The following is a 14,733-nucleotide window of genomic DNA, read 5'->3' on the forward strand; positions in this document are numbered from 1 at the left end:
AGGAGTCAGTATATGTCCTCATTCGTACTTTACAACTATTTTCGAAGCTCTACATCCTTCCGTGCACGTGTGGCTCTTCACTTGAAAAACATCCCGTTCGACTACAAACCGATAAATCTTCTGAAAGACGAGCAGCACTCCGCAGAGTATCGCAAACTGAATCCGCTGGGTGGTATTCCGACATTGATTCATGATGGAAAAATCATTCCTGATTCAATGGCAATCCTTGAATACATCGAAGAGATCCAACCTTCTCCCTCTTTTTTCCCAAAGGACCACTACCTAAGAGCTCGAGTTCGCCAGGTCTGTGAGATCGTTAACGCCTCTATGCATCCGTATGGAAACTTGAAGGTGTTGAAACACTTGGGCGAAGCCCATAGCTATTCTCAAGAGCAAAAAGAGCAATGGGTGCAAAAATGGGTCACCCAAGGTTTGGAAGCTTTGGAAAAAACTTTGCCGGAGTTCGCCGGCAAGTATTGCTTTGGCGATCAGGTAACAATGGCCGATATCGTACTTTATCCACAGATCATCACTTGCCAACGCTTTAATGTTGATCTTTCAAAGTATCCGACTGTTATGAAGATTTTCGGGAATCTGGATCAGCATCCGATGTTCATGAAAGCTCATTTCAGCCGTCAAATCGATACACCCCAAGATTTAAGAAAGCCTTAGTTCGGCGCAACAGGTGCAGGAAAGTAGCTTGAGTTACCCATACCAAGCTGCCCCTTGCTATCAAGACCCCAGCATTTAAGAACTCCAGCAGAAGTGATACCGCAAGCGAATGACGTCGAAATCGCTGCATTCATATATGCAGTTCCACTATCAACAATTGTCGGCGTATTTCGAACCCCTGTCGATCCATCACCGATTGCACCTTCGTTCGGTGTCCCCCAACATTTCAGGGCTCCAGCCGTCGTAATTGCACAAGTCATTGACGAACCACCGAATACGGAGCCGTATGAAACTCCTGTATCAATGACGGTCGGAACTAACAGTTCTGTCGTGCCACCATTACCTAACTGAGAATATGAATTATTTCCCCAGCATTTAAGCACGTTGCCCGTCGTGATTGCGCAGGAATGGGCAATTCCATTTCCAATAAACGAGTAGCTTACTCCTGAATCAATGACTACCGGCAGATTTCTATCGACTGCAGTCCCATCGCCAAGCCGGCCCGTAAGGTTGCTGCCCCAACATTTTAAAATGCCACTCGTTGTAATACCGCATGTATGAACGGAGCCTGCAGAAATCTTTGAATAGCTGACGCCACTATCAATAACCACCGGTAAATTTTGATCCGTGTTCGTTCCATTACCCACTTGTCCTGACGAATTCGCACCCCAGCATTTCAAAACTCCCGCCGAAGTAATTCCGCAAACGTGGTACAGACCCATCGTGAGTTGATCATAAGAAACGCCGGGATCAACAACACTAACTGGATAGCGAGTACTGCTGACACTGGAACCTAGGCCCATAGAACCCAACATATTTGTTCCCCGGCACTTCAACACACCTTTATTCGTGATACCGCAAGTCTGCGACACAGATGTCGCAATCTGATTATATGTGACACCCTCTTCCACGACTACCGGAGATGTTCTGGGACTAGTACTGCCATCGGCAATTTGATTATACGAATTATCACCCCAGCATTTCAGTGCACCTATCGAACTGATGGCACAGGTATGATTGTAAGCTTTAACTAAGGAGTATGTTGAAACCATATCAACCACTGCAGGTGTTAACTTTCTGAGCTCGTTTCCATCCCCTAGTTGACCGAAGGAATTGAATCCCCAACATTTTAAAACACCAGAATTCGTGATCCCGCAGGAGTGATACTCTCTACCAGATACGAAAGAATAAGCAGTCCCGCTTTCGACAGAACTCGGCGTGGTTTTATTCACTGTATGACCAAGTCCCAGTTGCCCATAGGAATTAAACCCCCAGCACTTGATTTCTCCAGGAGTTGTAACCCCACAAACATGTGCCCAACCTGAACTTACACTTGTGTACGAGTTTGCCGAGTCAACAACTGTCGGCGATGCTTTGTTCGTCGTAGTTCCATCGCCAAGCTGACCGTAACCATTAGCTCCCCAGCACTTCAGAATGCCAGAAGAGTTTATTGAACATGTGTTTTGTGTCGAAGCCACGACTCGCGTAACAGTTCCACTATCGATGATAGTAGGAATCAGTCTGTCAGTAGTTGTTCCATCTCCAAGCTGTCCATAAATGTTATTACCCCAACACTTTAGAACTCCAAGTGTGGTAATTCCGCAGGAGTGAGAATTTCCCGAGCCCACATGACCGTAAAACACGCCCGACTCGATAATCGTTGGCGACGTCGCATCGACCTTTGTTCCATTGCCAAGCTGACCGCTCGAATTCAATCCCCAACACTTCAATACGCCGACTGTTGTGACAGCACATGTATGAGAAGAACCTACAGAAACTTCCGAATAAAGAGTTCCTGAGTCAATAACAACCGGTGAGACACGCTTATTTAAACTTGTGCCGTCCCCCAGCTGTCCGTAATAGTTATATCCCCAGCACTTCAAAATACCTGAAGTCGTAATACCGCAAGAGTGATTTCCGCCAGTTGAAATATCAGAATACGTCACACCACTATCGACGATCGTGGGCAGCAGCCTTCTAGTTGTTGTACCATCACCAATTTGGCCGTTCTCATTTCCACCCCAACACTTCAGAATACCGCCGGAAAGAATCCCGCAACTGTGGTTTAGAGCTGTTGCAACTTTCACAAAGGACGTCGCTTGATCATCGTCCTGAACTAGTCTGCGCCAGGATTGAGTCCCATAATTTACAGCTTTGCCAGAAGCTGAAACTCCCCCAATCAACCCGACTTGAATCACTTTAGAGCCATCGACGATATTGTTACCGTTATACTGATAAGAGATCGTAGCCGTTTGCTGATTTGCTGGAATAACAAGAGTGCCATTCGTTAAATTGAAATCCGTTGTTAAAGCTGTTGTTTGAGGCGATAACACTGCATATTTCAAAGTCACATCTATCGTCGGAACTTGATCAAGGGTCACTGTAAAGCTTTGCGTGTTAGCAGCATTGCCCTCGTTCACCACGTCATTTGATTTCGTAAATGAGGCTGTAAAGACCGTGTTGTTCAAGGTAACCGCATTCGTAGGACCTGCAGCAGGTGCCATATTGCCGGCGGCATCCGATGCGGTCCCGCTGACCACACTCATCGTTAGATTTCCATTCCCCGAACAACCACTCACGCTGACAACATACGACAAAGCATTCTGCGGAATAATTTCGGTCACACAGTTTGTCGTTGCCCCGGTCAAGACGATGTTTGCAGAATTTAACGTCACTACAGCAGCATCACTGTATGTCAGTGGCCAAGTAAACTTTGTCGAAGCGGATCCTAAACTAGTATTCGCAGCGCCCAGATTTATGACCGGAGCTATTCGATCGACATTAAAACTCAAAGTATTCGACACCACATTTACTGTGCCTGCAGCGTTGGTAACTTTCCCCGCGTTCAAAACTAACGAAGCCACTCCATCTGAACTGGGAGTTAAAGTTACGGAATAAACTGAACCAGCCCCAGACAAACCGCTGATCACAGCATTGGTCGCAGTAAAATCAGAAAGCTCAAGTCCCGTCACATTGATGCCGTTGAAATTTATGATCACGGATATCGCGCTTGAGTTTGTTACGCTCGAAGTGGAAGAGCTTAACGCCGGCACTGGAACTGTCGGATCATAAGTTACTGAAACGTTGGCACCTTGAACCAAGTCATTCCCGCCTTTATCCTTCACTGAATTTGGCAGCAAGGTCAGTTCATAAGTGCCCGCCGCCGCTGTTAATAAGCTGACGCTGTAGGACTTCCCACTTCCTGTGATTGCAGTCACAGAGCCACTATTCGAAACTGTAAAGTCAGATAAACTCAAACCTTCAACATCTTCCGAGAACACCAACGACACTATCGACGTCGTTTGATTAGTCAGAGTATTTCCCACCACGCGCATCTGTACAGTTGGGGGCACATTATCAAACGTAATTCCCAGCGCATCGCCCGATGCTTTCTTTTTGAAAGTAGAACCACCCGGTGATTGGCCCGGAAGATTCTTCGGAACACTGACTTCAGAAGATTTTAGCTTGATCGAAATCGGCCCATTGGAGGTTGGAGTAACGATAGCCGTGTAAGTGCTAGCAGATCCCGTTAAACTTGAAAGAGTTCCGTTCGTCACTTCAAAGTCAGAAAGCGACAATCCCTGAATGTCTTCCGAAAATTGAATTTGAATGGGAATGGCATTTTGATTGGTGTTAGTTCCCGCATTAGAAGAAATAGATACCGCAACAATGCCACCAAGAGTGGAACTTAACATGCTCACTTTAACATTAGCATCACTGCAAGCTGCAAGGGCCAGCAGTGCGAAAGCTGGTAAAGCCATTCGCCCCAGCCAACGTGCTAAATAAGTAGTGATTCCAATAAAAACCATTACTTATTTATCGGAATTTTGTTCGATCCCCCAGAGGGAAGTCGGGTCAAATTTGACTTCAGTATACATTTGTAATTCAGTGGAATGTCTCAGATTGAAACAAAAAACCCAGCCTTGGCTGGGTCCTATTTACTGCGACTTCGTCGTGAGTGCAGACCTATCGATTTTCAGTGATTAGAAAGTGCCACTTGTCGATAACTGGGATGATGATGAAAATCAGCATACTGACATTGAGCCACATGAAAAACGCCAACCAGCGCTCCGTACCTTTTGATTTATAGTAACGGTAAAGTTCCTGCATAACTTTGAATACGAATGGAAAAGTCAGAAGGATATAAAGCCAGCTTGCATGAACGAACAACGGCGCAGCCAATGCGACACCCACATATGCAAATGTCCAAAGAGCGATTTGTTCTAAAGTCTTTTCATTTCCGCGAGCCACTGGAAGAACTGGAATCCCTCCTGCGGCATAGTCATCTTTATAACGAATCGCCAACACCCAAAAGTGCGGCATCTGCCAGATGAACATGATCAGGAACAAGTAGATCGATTCAGAATTAAAGATATCAGGATTGGCTGCTGCATAACCAATTGTCACAGGCAATGCACCAGGTAGTGCCCCGGGAACAGCGCCATACGCCCATTTTTTTTTCAGATATAAAGTGTAGGGGCCGTTATAGAAAACGACGCAGATCAGGCCAACCCATCCTGCCACGGGTTGCACTGTGAACAACAATTGCAAACCGACAAACAAGAAAAAGAAAGACAAAATACCCGCCGCCGCTGGCTTTAAACGACCTGCAGGAATGGGACGGTTTTTTGTACGAGGCATAAGGGCATCAAGCTTCCAGTCTTGAACTTGGTTCAAGGCCAAAGAGCCCGAGCTCAGAAAGTAAATACCAAGAAGAGTTTCTAGGAAGATTTTCCAGTCGAAGGGGTTTTCACTCTGAAAACCAGTGGCATAGCCGGCCAATCCTGCCAATACAGAAAAGACGACTATGCCAAACTTAGTAAGATCCGCGTATGTCTTTAACACAGCGGTCTTAGAGCGGACTCACTTCTGCAACACGCGTAACGATATCGATAACGCTAAAGAACAGAAGAACTAGCAAGAAAAAGAAGCCAGACGCGAAGATCACGCGATTCATGTTGTTATCGTCCTTCAAGTGCATGAAGTACAACAAAACCAGAGTCGCCTTAACTGCCGCGATCAAAAATGCGATTGGAGACGCCAATACACCCAATACCTCGTGGAATTGGTGGGCTACTACCGTCAAGATAGTTAGACCAAACAAAGCCCCTGCAATCTTCAAGTACATTGAAGTTGGAGAGATATGTGGATGAAGAACGTTAGGATCGTGTTTGTGATTATTTGCTGCTGCCATTGTTAACCCACCAGATAAAGAAGAGGGAATAGGAAGATCCAGATCAAGTCGACGATGTGCCAGAAAATACCTACACCCTCAACTGGCAACCAGTATTGGGAGTGGAACTCACCGCGCATAGTTCTGATCAACAACCAAGCGATACAACCCATACCAATCAACACGTGAAGACCGTGCAGACCTGTCATGCAGAAATAGAAACCGAAGTACATACCAAGGTTCGCGTGCTCTGCACCCGTTTTTGCCATATCCAAGAAACGACCTGGATAGAAGCCCAAATGGAATTTATGTGTCCACTCGAAGTATTTGATCACCATGAAGATCGCACCACAAAGAATCGTCGTCGCCAAAGCAAGAGCCGCTTTCTTTGTTTCGTTACGTTGGATCAGCTGGATCGAGATCGCCATCGTGAAGGAGGAGAAGATAAGAACTAGAGTATTGATGAAACCTAGCTTCCAATCCAACTGTTTTGCGCCTTCAGCGAACATCTCTGGATAGATAACGTGGAAGATACCATAGCCAACCAAAAGGGCACCGAACATAAGGATCTCGGTCACCATGAACAACCAAATACCTTGCTTGCCGCTATCGTACTGTTGAGTCGCATCTTTAAAGTGATGCGACACGTGTGCTGCGTGTGGGTGTGCTACGTTATCTGTACTCATAAGGCCCCGCTGTTACTACTGGTTCAACATCGAAGTTAAATTGTGGAGGTGGAGAAGACGTCTGCCACTCAAGAGTTTTTGAACCCCATGGGTTTGCAGAAGCTTTCGGACCTTTCCTGATACCTTGTACGATCACATAAAGACCGATCAAGAAACCAGTTAGGATCAACCAAGAACCAACAGTAGAAATTTTGTTCAACTGTTCATAGTTCGGGATGTAGTCGAAATAACGACGTGGCATACCCATCGCACCCAAGATGAATTGAGGGAAGAAAGTCACGTTGAAACCGATAAAGATGAATACGAAAGACATGCGGGCCGCAGCTTCGTTAAACATTTTACCGAACATTTTTGGGAACCAGTAATAGAAGCCACCCATCAATGCCATCAATGTACCACCCACCATCACGTAGTGGAAATGGGCTACCACGAAGTATGTATCGTGGAAGTGAACGTCGATTGGAAGAGTCGCAAGCATGATACCCGTCACACCACCGATTGCGAACAGGAACAAGAAACCAAGAGCGAACAACATGGGAGAGTCGAAGCTCACAGAACCTTTATAAATTGTCGCTACCCAGTTGAACATCTTGATCGCTGTTGGAACCCCAACCAGCATCGTGATGAACGAGAACAAGATACCTGCCGTCGCTGATTGACCAGAAACGAACATGTGATGTCCCCAAACGAAGAACGATACCGCTGCGATACCTAGAGAAGAGTATGCAATCGCGGTGTAACCGAAGATTACTTTGCGAGAGAAGGTGGCGATCACTTCAGAGATCACACCCATTGCTGGAAGGATCATGATGTAAACCGCTGGATGCGAATAGAACCAGAAGAAATGTTGGAACAATACTGGGTCACCACCAAGTGCCGGATCGAAGATACCAACACCAAAGATTTTCTCAGCAGCCAACAACATCAAAGTAATACCCAAAACTGGAGTCGCAAGCATTTGCAGAATCGCAGTTGAGTAAAGGGCCCAAACGAACAAAGGCATACGGTGCATTGTCATACCCGGTGCTCTAAGTTTGTGAACCGTTACGATGAAGTTTAGACCTGTCATGATGGAAGACATACCCATTACGAAGGCTGCGACCACCATTAGAACAGTCGCGGTACCAGTACGGATGGAGTACGGAGTATAGAACGTCCAACCAGTGTCGATTTTAGTTGTGAAGAAAGTCGCAACGGCCATCAAAGCACCGATCATGAATACGTACCAACTTGCCAAGTTGATCTTAGGGAAAGCAACGTCGGCTGCTCCCAAATGGATTGGCAAGAAGAAGTTACCAAGAATAGCTGGGATACCAGGAACGATAACCATGAAGACCATGATCGCGCCGTGATAAGTTAGGACCTGATTGTAAACGTCACCGTTTTTCAATACTTGTCCTGCACCCGCAACAACATTCGGAGCGAAAAGTTCCAAACGAAGAAGCAAGGCCATAACCCCGCCGACAAAGAAAAAGAACATAACAGCGATCATGTACATAAGACCGATACGTTTATGGTCAACCGTTGTTAACCATGACCAAAGGCCTTTTTCACAATTAATATAGTCTGCGCCGTGAGCTGATGATGAATGTGCACCCATAAGCTTCACTCCTTATTTCAAGCTCTTAACGTACTCGATAAGTGCGTTAAGCTCGTTTTCGTTAATCTGACCCTGGAACGTTGGCATAACGCCTTTAGGGAAACCTTTTACGATTTTTGCATTTGGTTGAAGGATAGATTCACGGATGTAGTTTTCATCCGCAGTAACTTTACCGCCGCCATCCAATTCAACTTCGTGACCGAATACTTGGAACAATGATGGACCAACTTTTGCGGCAGGATTGTCGACAGCGTGGCAAGATGCGCACGCTTTCAACGCGAAAAGTTTTTTACCACGTTCAGCAATTGGCAATTGGCCTTCTTCTTGGCCCTCTTCCATGTATTTGTCGAATTCAGCACGAGTCACAACACGTACTTTACCGATCATACCGGAGTGAGTAGTACCGCAGTACTCAGCACAGAATACGTGGAATTCGCCCATTTTTTCTGCGCGGAACCACAATGCTGTGTAACGACCCGGAACGGCGTCTTGCTTGATACGGAAAGATGGAATGAAGAAAGAGTGGATCACGTCTTGAGAAGTCAAAAGCAACTTCACATCAGTGTTCACTGGAACGACAAGTTCATTCACGGCTTTAAAACCGTTTTTGTACTCGATCTCCCATGCCCACTGTTTACCAAGGACGTTAATTTCAAGAGCATCTTTCGGCATAGTTCTCATGCCGTGATAGATGTACCAACCCCATGCGAACACCGCTAGGAAGATCACAAGTGGAATAAATGACCACAAGAACTCCAACACTGTGCTGTGAGAGATGTATGCTGTTTTGTCGTTTTCAGATTTACGTTTGTACTTAAGTACAAAATAAATCATCCCGCCGATAACCAGCACGCAGGCGATGAAACTTGTAATCAGCAAGAATCCGTAAAGATTGTCCACCTGCTTGGCAATCTCGGTTCCTTGCGTTGGCATGAAGGATTGGGCCTTCGCAATATTAAACCACATCATGTACCTTTATCTCCCCGCCACATTCTTCTTCGCTCTGCGGGAGCGAATATAAAGCGGCAATAACCATAAAACCATCACAAGAACCATCACTCCTCCGCCCAGCTTCATCACCGAAACTGCAGCAAGGGAGTACTTGCTCTTGTGTGGGTCGTATTTAAAACAATACAGCACTAGGCTATCTACGAACGATCCGATTTTTCCTTCGGTCGCTTCGTTCAACGCCAATTTAATATCCTGCTGATTAAACATAATCCCAGGAAGATAGCGTGAAACCGTGCCATCAGGAGAAACGACAACTGCTGCTGAAGCATGTGCCCACTCCTTTTGAGTTTCATCCCATCTGAACTTAAAACCAATAGACTCTGTCAAAGCTCTTACTTGCTGGTCGTTACCAGTCAAAAAGTGCCAACCGCCTTCAGATCCCGCGCGATCGTACATCTTCATGTACAACGCCTTTTTCGTAGCGGCGTCCTCAGGTGTTTCTTTCGAGTCAAAACTGATCGCGACAACTTTAAACTTGTCGCCCACAGTCCAATTTTTTTCCATCACTTTAAGTGCATCTGTCAGACCGTTAAGGTGAAAGTTGCACAAGCCCGGACATTTAAAATACACAGGCGAAAGAATGATGGGATGTTTTCCGTCAAAGTAATCGCGAAGTGCGACGTCCTTGCCCGTTTCATCCTTAAAAGTCATTCCCAAGTCGAGTTTGTGACCCAACTTTTCATCAATCCCAACACCCTGAAGTTCGCGAGCTTTATCGTTCGCAGCCATCCCTGCTTCAGGGCCATTGTAGGCAAAAGTCTTTGGTGCTGAAAACAAAACGAGAACGGTTCCAGTTAGAACCATTCCCATTGTTTTTGCTTTCAAAACAAAATGACTTTTCAACATTAAGTAACTTCCTAATTATTTTGCGGTTTTTGCAAACTCAGCAACTTTAGCAGGATCGTCTTTAGATTTGTTGTTCGTGATTGAATTGATGAAGTGAGTAACAGCCCAACGATCAGCAACTTTGAAGTGACCGAAAGCGGCCATTGATGAACCCGGAATACCATTAGTAACGACTTTAAAGTGATTGATGATACCATCACCCTGAGTCCATTTACCTTCAACCAAGTTACGTGGCTTAGGATTCAAAGCTGCACCCGCAGCACCGTCGCCCAGACCCTTTTCACCGTGGCACATAGCACAGTTTGTTTTGAAGAATTTCTGACCGTAAGCGATCATCTCAGGAGTTTCTACCCATGGTTCTTTCACAGTCGTGATATCGAACACAGGACCTGTTGCTGCAGCTGGTGCATTTGGATCTACAACGTTCTCTGCCAAATCCACACCTTTATTGATGACAACAAGGTAGAAGAAAAATGCGAAGACGAACACCATAGAAAACATGAATGCGAACAAACCACCGCGGTTATAATGATCTTTATTTTCAGACATAGGCTGGCACTCCGAAAGGGACGCAAAAAAGTTTTGTCACAGTATTGTAATATAATCTAAGTTAAGTACCGGAAAACCCTAGGGACCGCAACAAATTACACCCAGATGTCCAGCTGACATTGTTGCGCCGCAAAAGCTGTTTTCGCGGCACTGATACTCGCTCTCAATTTGCAAATTATAAAGTGATGCCACCATCAACACTTAGAACAGTTGCGTTGATGTAGGCAGCCTGCTCGCTTGCCAAAAACAGAACCGCGTTGGCGATGTCCGATGTTTCGCCAAGGCGCATCACTGGGATCTTAGCTGCCATAGCATCAATCGCTTCTTTGGGCATGGCTTTGGTCATCGCCGTATTAATAAAGCCCGGAGCAATCGCATTGGATGTGAACCCCTTCCGTCCCAACTCTTTACCCCACGTTTTAGTCATACCAATAACACCTGACTTAGCAGCCGCATAGTTTGTTTGACCAAAGTTACCGTAAAGACCCACCACTGAAGAAATATTAATGATGCGTTTGTTGTTCGAATTTGGATTGAATTTTTCCAGCAAAGTTTTTGTGACATTAAACAAACCCGTTAAGTTTGTATTAATCACGGCATCCCAATCATCTGCACCCATTTTGGCAAAAGATTTATCGCGCGTGATTCCGGCATTATTCACAAGGATATCCACAGCCCATGGCAAACCTGCTGCGGCTTTCGCAACAGAATCGCGATTGGTGATATCGACTTGAACGTACTGAACTTGGGAACCGAACTTAGAAAGCTCATCCCTGGCAGCTTCCAAGGCCTTTTCTGAATAATCCCACACGGATACATTTCCACCCGCAGCCAGAAAACTCTGAGAAATCTCTAGACCAATACCAGCAGCGCCACCCGTAACCACAGCATTTTTATTAATGAACTTAAAATTTATCATGCCCATGAGCCTACGCCCCACGACCCCACGAGGCAAGGAGGGACACAGGACCCGTCAAAGGTCGAGAACAAGAATGGAGTGTTCTTTGAACTGACTATTCAATGGTAAATTGGAGGATATGTACAAATTTTTAGTATTCACATTGTTGAGCTTTTTAGTAAGTGGATGTCAGCAGGGAGTAACTTTGGGCCCTGGGTCCGAGACGACGCTTGCAAGCGCTGCTCAAGAAGACTGCGGATTTGTACAAAACGTTTACGGCCAAAGAGTTTCTTGGAAAACAACTTTGCCAGTTCGCATGTTCATTTCTAAAAATGTTCCCCAAGAGTATGAATCTATTGTGCGCTCTGCTGCCCAGGTATGGGAAGACGCCGCCGGAATGACTTTGTTTAATATCGCTAATGAGGACGATATTTCTTACGATGGCAGCAAAGACGGTCGCAGCGGAATCTATTGGAATACAAATTGGACTAAATCACCCAATCTGCAAGCCGTAACCTCTCTGTATTGGAACAATAATAAAATGACGGAAGCTGACCTGACAGTAGATGCAAAATACTTCCGCTTTTATATCGAGCACCCGGAACTGACTTCAGATTTGCATTTGCACAGCTTGATGGTGCATGAATTCGGACACGTATTAGGATTAAAACATCGTTCCACTCTCTCGACTGTGATGTGGCCTGTATTGAACGCGGGAACGAAGCGTGATGTATTAACAGATGCAGACCGCAAAGCACTGAAATGCGAGTACTAAAATGAGTGAAGAAAAAAAGCCCGTTCAGATTAATAAACAACGCAGAGTCACTGTTATCCTGCTGTTGCTGGCATTTCCAGTCATCATCACTTACTTGAATAATCGCGCAACAAGCAGTCGCAAGATTGCTTCCACCGAACAGGAAGCTCAAATGGATACGGCAATGGCAAGTTCAGACTTGTCAGGGTCAAATCCCATAGCTTTTCAAAAAGCGTTTAAGTATCAACTCTTGAAAGATTCCAAAGTTACTGATTTTAGCGACGGCAAAAGACTTCACTTGGGCCATTTCTTTATGAAAGACCAAGACGGCACCAAGATCTCCGTCTGCCAACGCTATCCACATATTGAATTGAATTTTTCAGCCGATGGCGTTGCTGTTTCCGGTGATATTCCTCATACAGTGATTCAAGGTCATTGCACTGTCGCTGCAGATGGTCTGCACTTAGAAGGGATACTTGTAGATCTTCCTCCGGGCGACTACCAGTGGGTATGGACTGGAATAAAACTCTATAATAGCGACAAAACCGATTACCTAGAGGTAACCGGTTACGAAATCATTTCTGTCTTAGGAACTCCGCTAAGTTTTAGCGAATAGGTTCAAACGTAGGCAAGTAACGAACTTTATCTGTGCCCTTAGTTTGCGCTTCGTAAGCGTCATACGCCTTACGATTTTCAATCACTTCTTTTTTCGCCTGCTCATCAAGAGATTTATTGCGTTCTTCATTTCGTGCATCAACTGCTACCGCTGTTTGATCTGCTGGGGGCTGATATACTTCTCCGATGTAAATTGCGGTGTTATCAACGAACTGCACCTCTTTTTGAAAACGGATGCGTTTGTCATAGAACGTGTAATACCAGCGGTCTTTACCGGAAACACGTTGAGTTTGGTTGGGGCTTCCCATGAGATCAAGAACATCATCTTTTTCCATGCCCGGCTTGATAGACTCAAACTGCTTTAGCATAGAGGTCTGACAAGCTGATGTGAACAGCCCAATAACGACGATCGGAATCGACATCAGTCGGTACATGATTTCCCCCACCCTTTTAGAATAGCAGTTCTGGTTTAGGAGCGGAAGGACCCCGAAGCCCTTGTATCAGTTTGAAACACTATTTCTTAAGAATGACGGGTTCCGTAAGCTCAGGCTCTTTCTTTTTCTTTTTAGAGCCTTCTGCGTGCCCCGCGACCTCTGCTTCTTTACGCGCTTTCGCCTGGTCGGGAGTATCATATTGTGTGCGAACCTTTTTCATCGTGCGTTTTACTGACGAAGAAAGGCTCATCTGAGATTCCATATCATCTAGGGATTTTACTTCGATGCGCTCGTATTCTCGCTTTGTGGCCAAGCCCTTTTCCGGGTAACGATATTTCATTAAACCGCGAACTTGGTCATATTCTTCGACGTTCTTTTTCAGCTCTTTGTGAAGCGTCAGCATCTGCTTCACGATCTCATTAATTCTGGCAGGATCTTTCGTGTGAGCTTTTTCTTCGATAAGTTTTTCGATTTCCTCTTGGCCAGAGTGAACTTTGGCTTCAAGGGCTGCAACTTTTGCGGCGACTTTGTCATAGCTTTCTTCAGCAGATTTAACGGGCTTTTCCTCGGCGCCGCCTTCGCCCTCTTTCTTCTCTCCGCCTTCGGCTTTCTTTTCTTCACCACCGCCATGACCACCGCCTTCATTTGCGTAGGCAGCCATCGCAACTGACATCACTGTGATTAATATAAGAATGGATCTAAGAACCAGAGAGAACATCTTGCCTCCAAGAAACCTTAAATGGCAGATACTTAATTCGGTTGATGAAGACGGAAGCTTTAGCCGGGCTTAAGCCTGTAATCACCAATCTCCCCCCGCCAATGTGAGTTAAGAGTTCACTCACGTTCCAGCCAAATTTAGAGTCCGTCATGGCCTCTCTAAGCTGATGAACCAAATGACTGCTATCAATACCTTCCACGATCACGGCATAAGAAAAGTTACCGGAGTTCGTATTGGCATTGGCAAACTCAAGAACATCAGCGAAATTTGAATCGTCTGAGGTTTTTGGTTCCACAATAGGTTCAACGGGTTGGTTTAAGTTATCTGTGTAATCAAAGTTTTCAGAGGAATTCATCTCGTAAGCGGGCTCTGACTCGGACGCCGCTTCAGAAAGACCTTCAGAGTATTGCTCTGACAAAGGTGTTTCATTGAAGCCACCACCGGCTTGATCCACGTTGTATTCACCGAATGAATCAGCGCTTTCTTGTGGTTGATAGCCTTGCTCTTGTGTCGGCTCGATATATTGATCTGAGTTAGAAAAATCCGGAGCAGGAACTCCGTAATTTGTTTCGGTCGATGGTTGAGCAAAAGCGTTTTCGTTTTGCTCAACTGATCCAAAGCTGGCATCCGGTGCTTGTTCGACTTCGTGAGAAGCCATTTCCGGTTGGCCCTCGTAATTTACAAAGAAAACCGCCGCACAAAAGGGACACGTAAATAGAGTCCCTAAGTGCTTATCCAGAATCTCAACTGGTTGTTGGCAGTTCGGACATTGGGCCA

15 protein-coding genes are annotated in these 14,733 nt (G+C 45.6%); 3 read left to right on the forward strand and 12 right to left on the reverse strand.

What is annotated here, in order from left to right; genetic code table 11:
- The first annotated feature begins 12 nt into the window (after positions 1 to 12).
- The gene (maiA, locus tag B9G69_RS06975; RefSeq protein ID WP_088616225.1) at positions 13 to 672 is read left to right on the forward strand and encodes a maleylacetoacetate isomerase; all 660 of its coding nucleotides are present in this window, start codon (positions 13 to 15) and stop codon (positions 670 to 672) included.
- On the opposite strand, the gene B9G69_RS06980 is transcribed toward maiA, so the two are convergent.
- The 9 genes from B9G69_RS06980 to fabG form a co-directional block, all read right to left on the reverse strand.
- A complete protein-coding gene (locus B9G69_RS06980) occupies positions 669 to 4,481 on the reverse strand; it encodes an Ig-like domain-containing protein (protein ID WP_088616224.1) in 3,813 nt (1,270 codons plus the stop codon). The two genes, maiA and B9G69_RS06980, sit on opposite strands and share 4 nt — an antisense overlap.
- Positions 4,482 to 4,638: 157 nt before the next feature.
- Complete coding sequence (cyoE, locus tag B9G69_RS06985) at positions 4,639 to 5,517, reverse strand: heme o synthase (protein ID WP_088616223.1); 879 nt, start codon at positions 5,515 to 5,517, stop codon at positions 4,639 to 4,641.
- Positions 5,518 to 5,524: 7 nt separating this feature from the next.
- Entirely contained in the window at positions 5,525 to 5,866 is a 342-nt protein-coding gene (locus tag B9G69_RS06990) for a cytochrome C oxidase subunit IV family protein (RefSeq protein WP_088616222.1), read from the reverse strand.
- 2 nt (positions 5,867 to 5,868) lie between these two features.
- Positions 5,869 to 6,531, reverse strand: coding sequence for a cytochrome c oxidase subunit 3 family protein (locus B9G69_RS06995; protein WP_088616221.1), 663 nt, complete (start codon positions 6,529 to 6,531; stop codon positions 5,869 to 5,871).
- Positions 6,518 to 8,131 (reverse strand): cytochrome c oxidase subunit I, encoded by a 1,614-nt coding sequence (ctaD, locus tag B9G69_RS07000; RefSeq protein WP_088616220.1) that lies wholly within the window; start codon positions 8,129 to 8,131, stop codon positions 6,518 to 6,520. The genes B9G69_RS06995 and ctaD overlap by 14 nt, the downstream gene beginning before the upstream one ends.
- A 12-nt stretch (positions 8,132 to 8,143) precedes the next feature.
- Positions 8,144 to 9,100 (reverse strand): cytochrome c oxidase subunit II, encoded by a 957-nt coding sequence (coxB, locus tag B9G69_RS07005; RefSeq protein ID WP_088616219.1) that lies wholly within the window; start codon positions 9,098 to 9,100, stop codon positions 8,144 to 8,146.
- Between the two features lie 6 nt (positions 9,101 to 9,106).
- Entirely contained in the window at positions 9,107 to 9,988 is an 882-nt protein-coding gene (locus tag B9G69_RS07010) for an SCO family protein (RefSeq protein ID WP_088616218.1), read from the reverse strand.
- A gap of 15 nt (positions 9,989 to 10,003) precedes the next feature.
- A complete protein-coding gene (locus B9G69_RS07015; RefSeq protein WP_088616217.1) occupies positions 10,004 to 10,537 on the reverse strand; it encodes a c-type cytochrome in 534 nt (177 codons plus the stop codon).
- Positions 10,538 to 10,712: 175 nt separating this feature from the next.
- Positions 10,713 to 11,462 carry a 3-oxoacyl-ACP reductase FabG gene (fabG, locus tag B9G69_RS07020; protein ID WP_088616216.1) on the reverse strand — a complete coding sequence of 250 codons (750 nt, stop codon included), beginning with the start codon at positions 11,460 to 11,462 and terminating at the stop codon, positions 10,713 to 10,715.
- A 112-nt stretch (positions 11,463 to 11,574) separates the two neighbouring features.
- Between fabG and B9G69_RS07025 the strand changes: the two genes are divergently transcribed.
- Both B9G69_RS07025 and B9G69_RS07030 read left to right on the forward strand, forming a co-directional pair.
- A complete protein-coding gene (locus B9G69_RS07025; protein ID WP_088616215.1) occupies positions 11,575 to 12,210 on the forward strand; it encodes a matrixin family metalloprotease in 636 nt (211 codons plus the stop codon).
- A gap of 1 nt (position 12,211) precedes the next feature.
- The gene (locus B9G69_RS07030) at positions 12,212 to 12,805 is read left to right on the forward strand and encodes a hypothetical protein (protein WP_088616214.1); all 594 of its coding nucleotides are present in this window, start codon (positions 12,212 to 12,214) and stop codon (positions 12,803 to 12,805) included.
- Here the strand turns inward: B9G69_RS07030 and bamE are convergent.
- From bamE to B9G69_RS07045, 3 genes are all read right to left on the reverse strand, one after another.
- A complete protein-coding gene (gene bamE / locus B9G69_RS07035; RefSeq protein WP_088616213.1) occupies positions 12,795 to 13,238 on the reverse strand; it encodes an outer membrane protein assembly factor BamE domain-containing protein in 444 nt (147 codons plus the stop codon). The two genes, B9G69_RS07030 and bamE, sit on opposite strands and share 11 nt — an antisense overlap.
- Before the next feature lie 79 nt (positions 13,239 to 13,317).
- Positions 13,318 to 13,956: a hypothetical protein gene (locus B9G69_RS07040; protein ID WP_088616212.1), complete on the reverse strand. Its 639-nt coding sequence runs from the start codon at positions 13,954 to 13,956 to the stop codon at positions 13,318 to 13,320.
- Positions 13,937 to 14,614, reverse strand: coding sequence for a hypothetical protein (locus tag B9G69_RS07045; RefSeq protein WP_254916952.1), 678 nt, complete (start codon positions 14,612 to 14,614; stop codon positions 13,937 to 13,939). The genes B9G69_RS07040 and B9G69_RS07045 overlap by 20 nt, the downstream gene beginning before the upstream one ends.
- Between the last annotated feature and the right edge of the window lie 119 nt (positions 14,615 to 14,733).

The organism is Bdellovibrio sp. SKB1291214 (assembly GCF_002209355.2).
In the GTDB taxonomy this organism is placed as follows: domain Bacteria; phylum Bdellovibrionota; class Bdellovibrionia; order Bdellovibrionales; family Bdellovibrionaceae; genus Bdellovibrio.

Coding starts and splice junctions, on each gene's coding strand:
- B9G69_RS06995 (WP_088616221.1), bottom strand. CDS start 6,531: ATGAGTACAGATAACGTAGCACACCCACACGCAGCACACGTGTCGCAT.
- B9G69_RS07010 (WP_088616218.1), bottom strand. CDS start 9,988: ATGTTGAAAAGTCATTTTGTTTTGAAAGCAAAAACAATGGGAATGGTT.
- B9G69_RS06980 (WP_088616224.1), bottom strand. CDS start 4,481: ATGGTTTTTATTGGAATCACTACTTATTTAGCACGTTGGCTGGGGCGA.
- B9G69_RS07015 (WP_088616217.1), bottom strand. CDS start 10,537: ATGTCTGAAAATAAAGATCATTATAACCGCGGTGGTTTGTTCGCATTC.
- maiA (WP_088616225.1), top strand. CDS start 13: ATGTCCTCATTCGTACTTTACAACTATTTTCGAAGCTCTACATCCTTC.
- B9G69_RS07045 (WP_254916952.1), bottom strand. CDS start 14,614: ATGGCTTCTCACGAAGTCGAACAAGCACCGGATGCCAGCTTTGGATCA.
- B9G69_RS07025 (WP_088616215.1), top strand. CDS start 11,575: ATGTACAAATTTTTAGTATTCACATTGTTGAGCTTTTTAGTAAGTGGA.
- coxB (WP_088616219.1), bottom strand. CDS start 9,100: ATGATGTGGTTTAATATTGCGAAGGCCCAATCCTTCATGCCAACGCAA.
- ctaD (WP_088616220.1), bottom strand. CDS start 8,131: ATGGGTGCACATTCATCATCAGCTCACGGCGCAGACTATATTAATTGT.
- fabG (WP_088616216.1), bottom strand. CDS start 11,462: ATGGGCATGATAAATTTTAAGTTCATTAATAAAAATGCTGTGGTTACG.
- B9G69_RS06990 (WP_088616222.1), bottom strand. CDS start 5,866: ATGGCAGCAGCAAATAATCACAAACACGATCCTAACGTTCTTCATCCA.
- B9G69_RS07030 (WP_088616214.1), top strand. CDS start 12,212: ATGAGTGAAGAAAAAAAGCCCGTTCAGATTAATAAACAACGCAGAGTC.
- bamE (WP_088616213.1), bottom strand. CDS start 13,238: ATGTACCGACTGATGTCGATTCCGATCGTCGTTATTGGGCTGTTCACA.
- B9G69_RS07040 (WP_088616212.1), bottom strand. CDS start 13,956: ATGTTCTCTCTGGTTCTTAGATCCATTCTTATATTAATCACAGTGATG.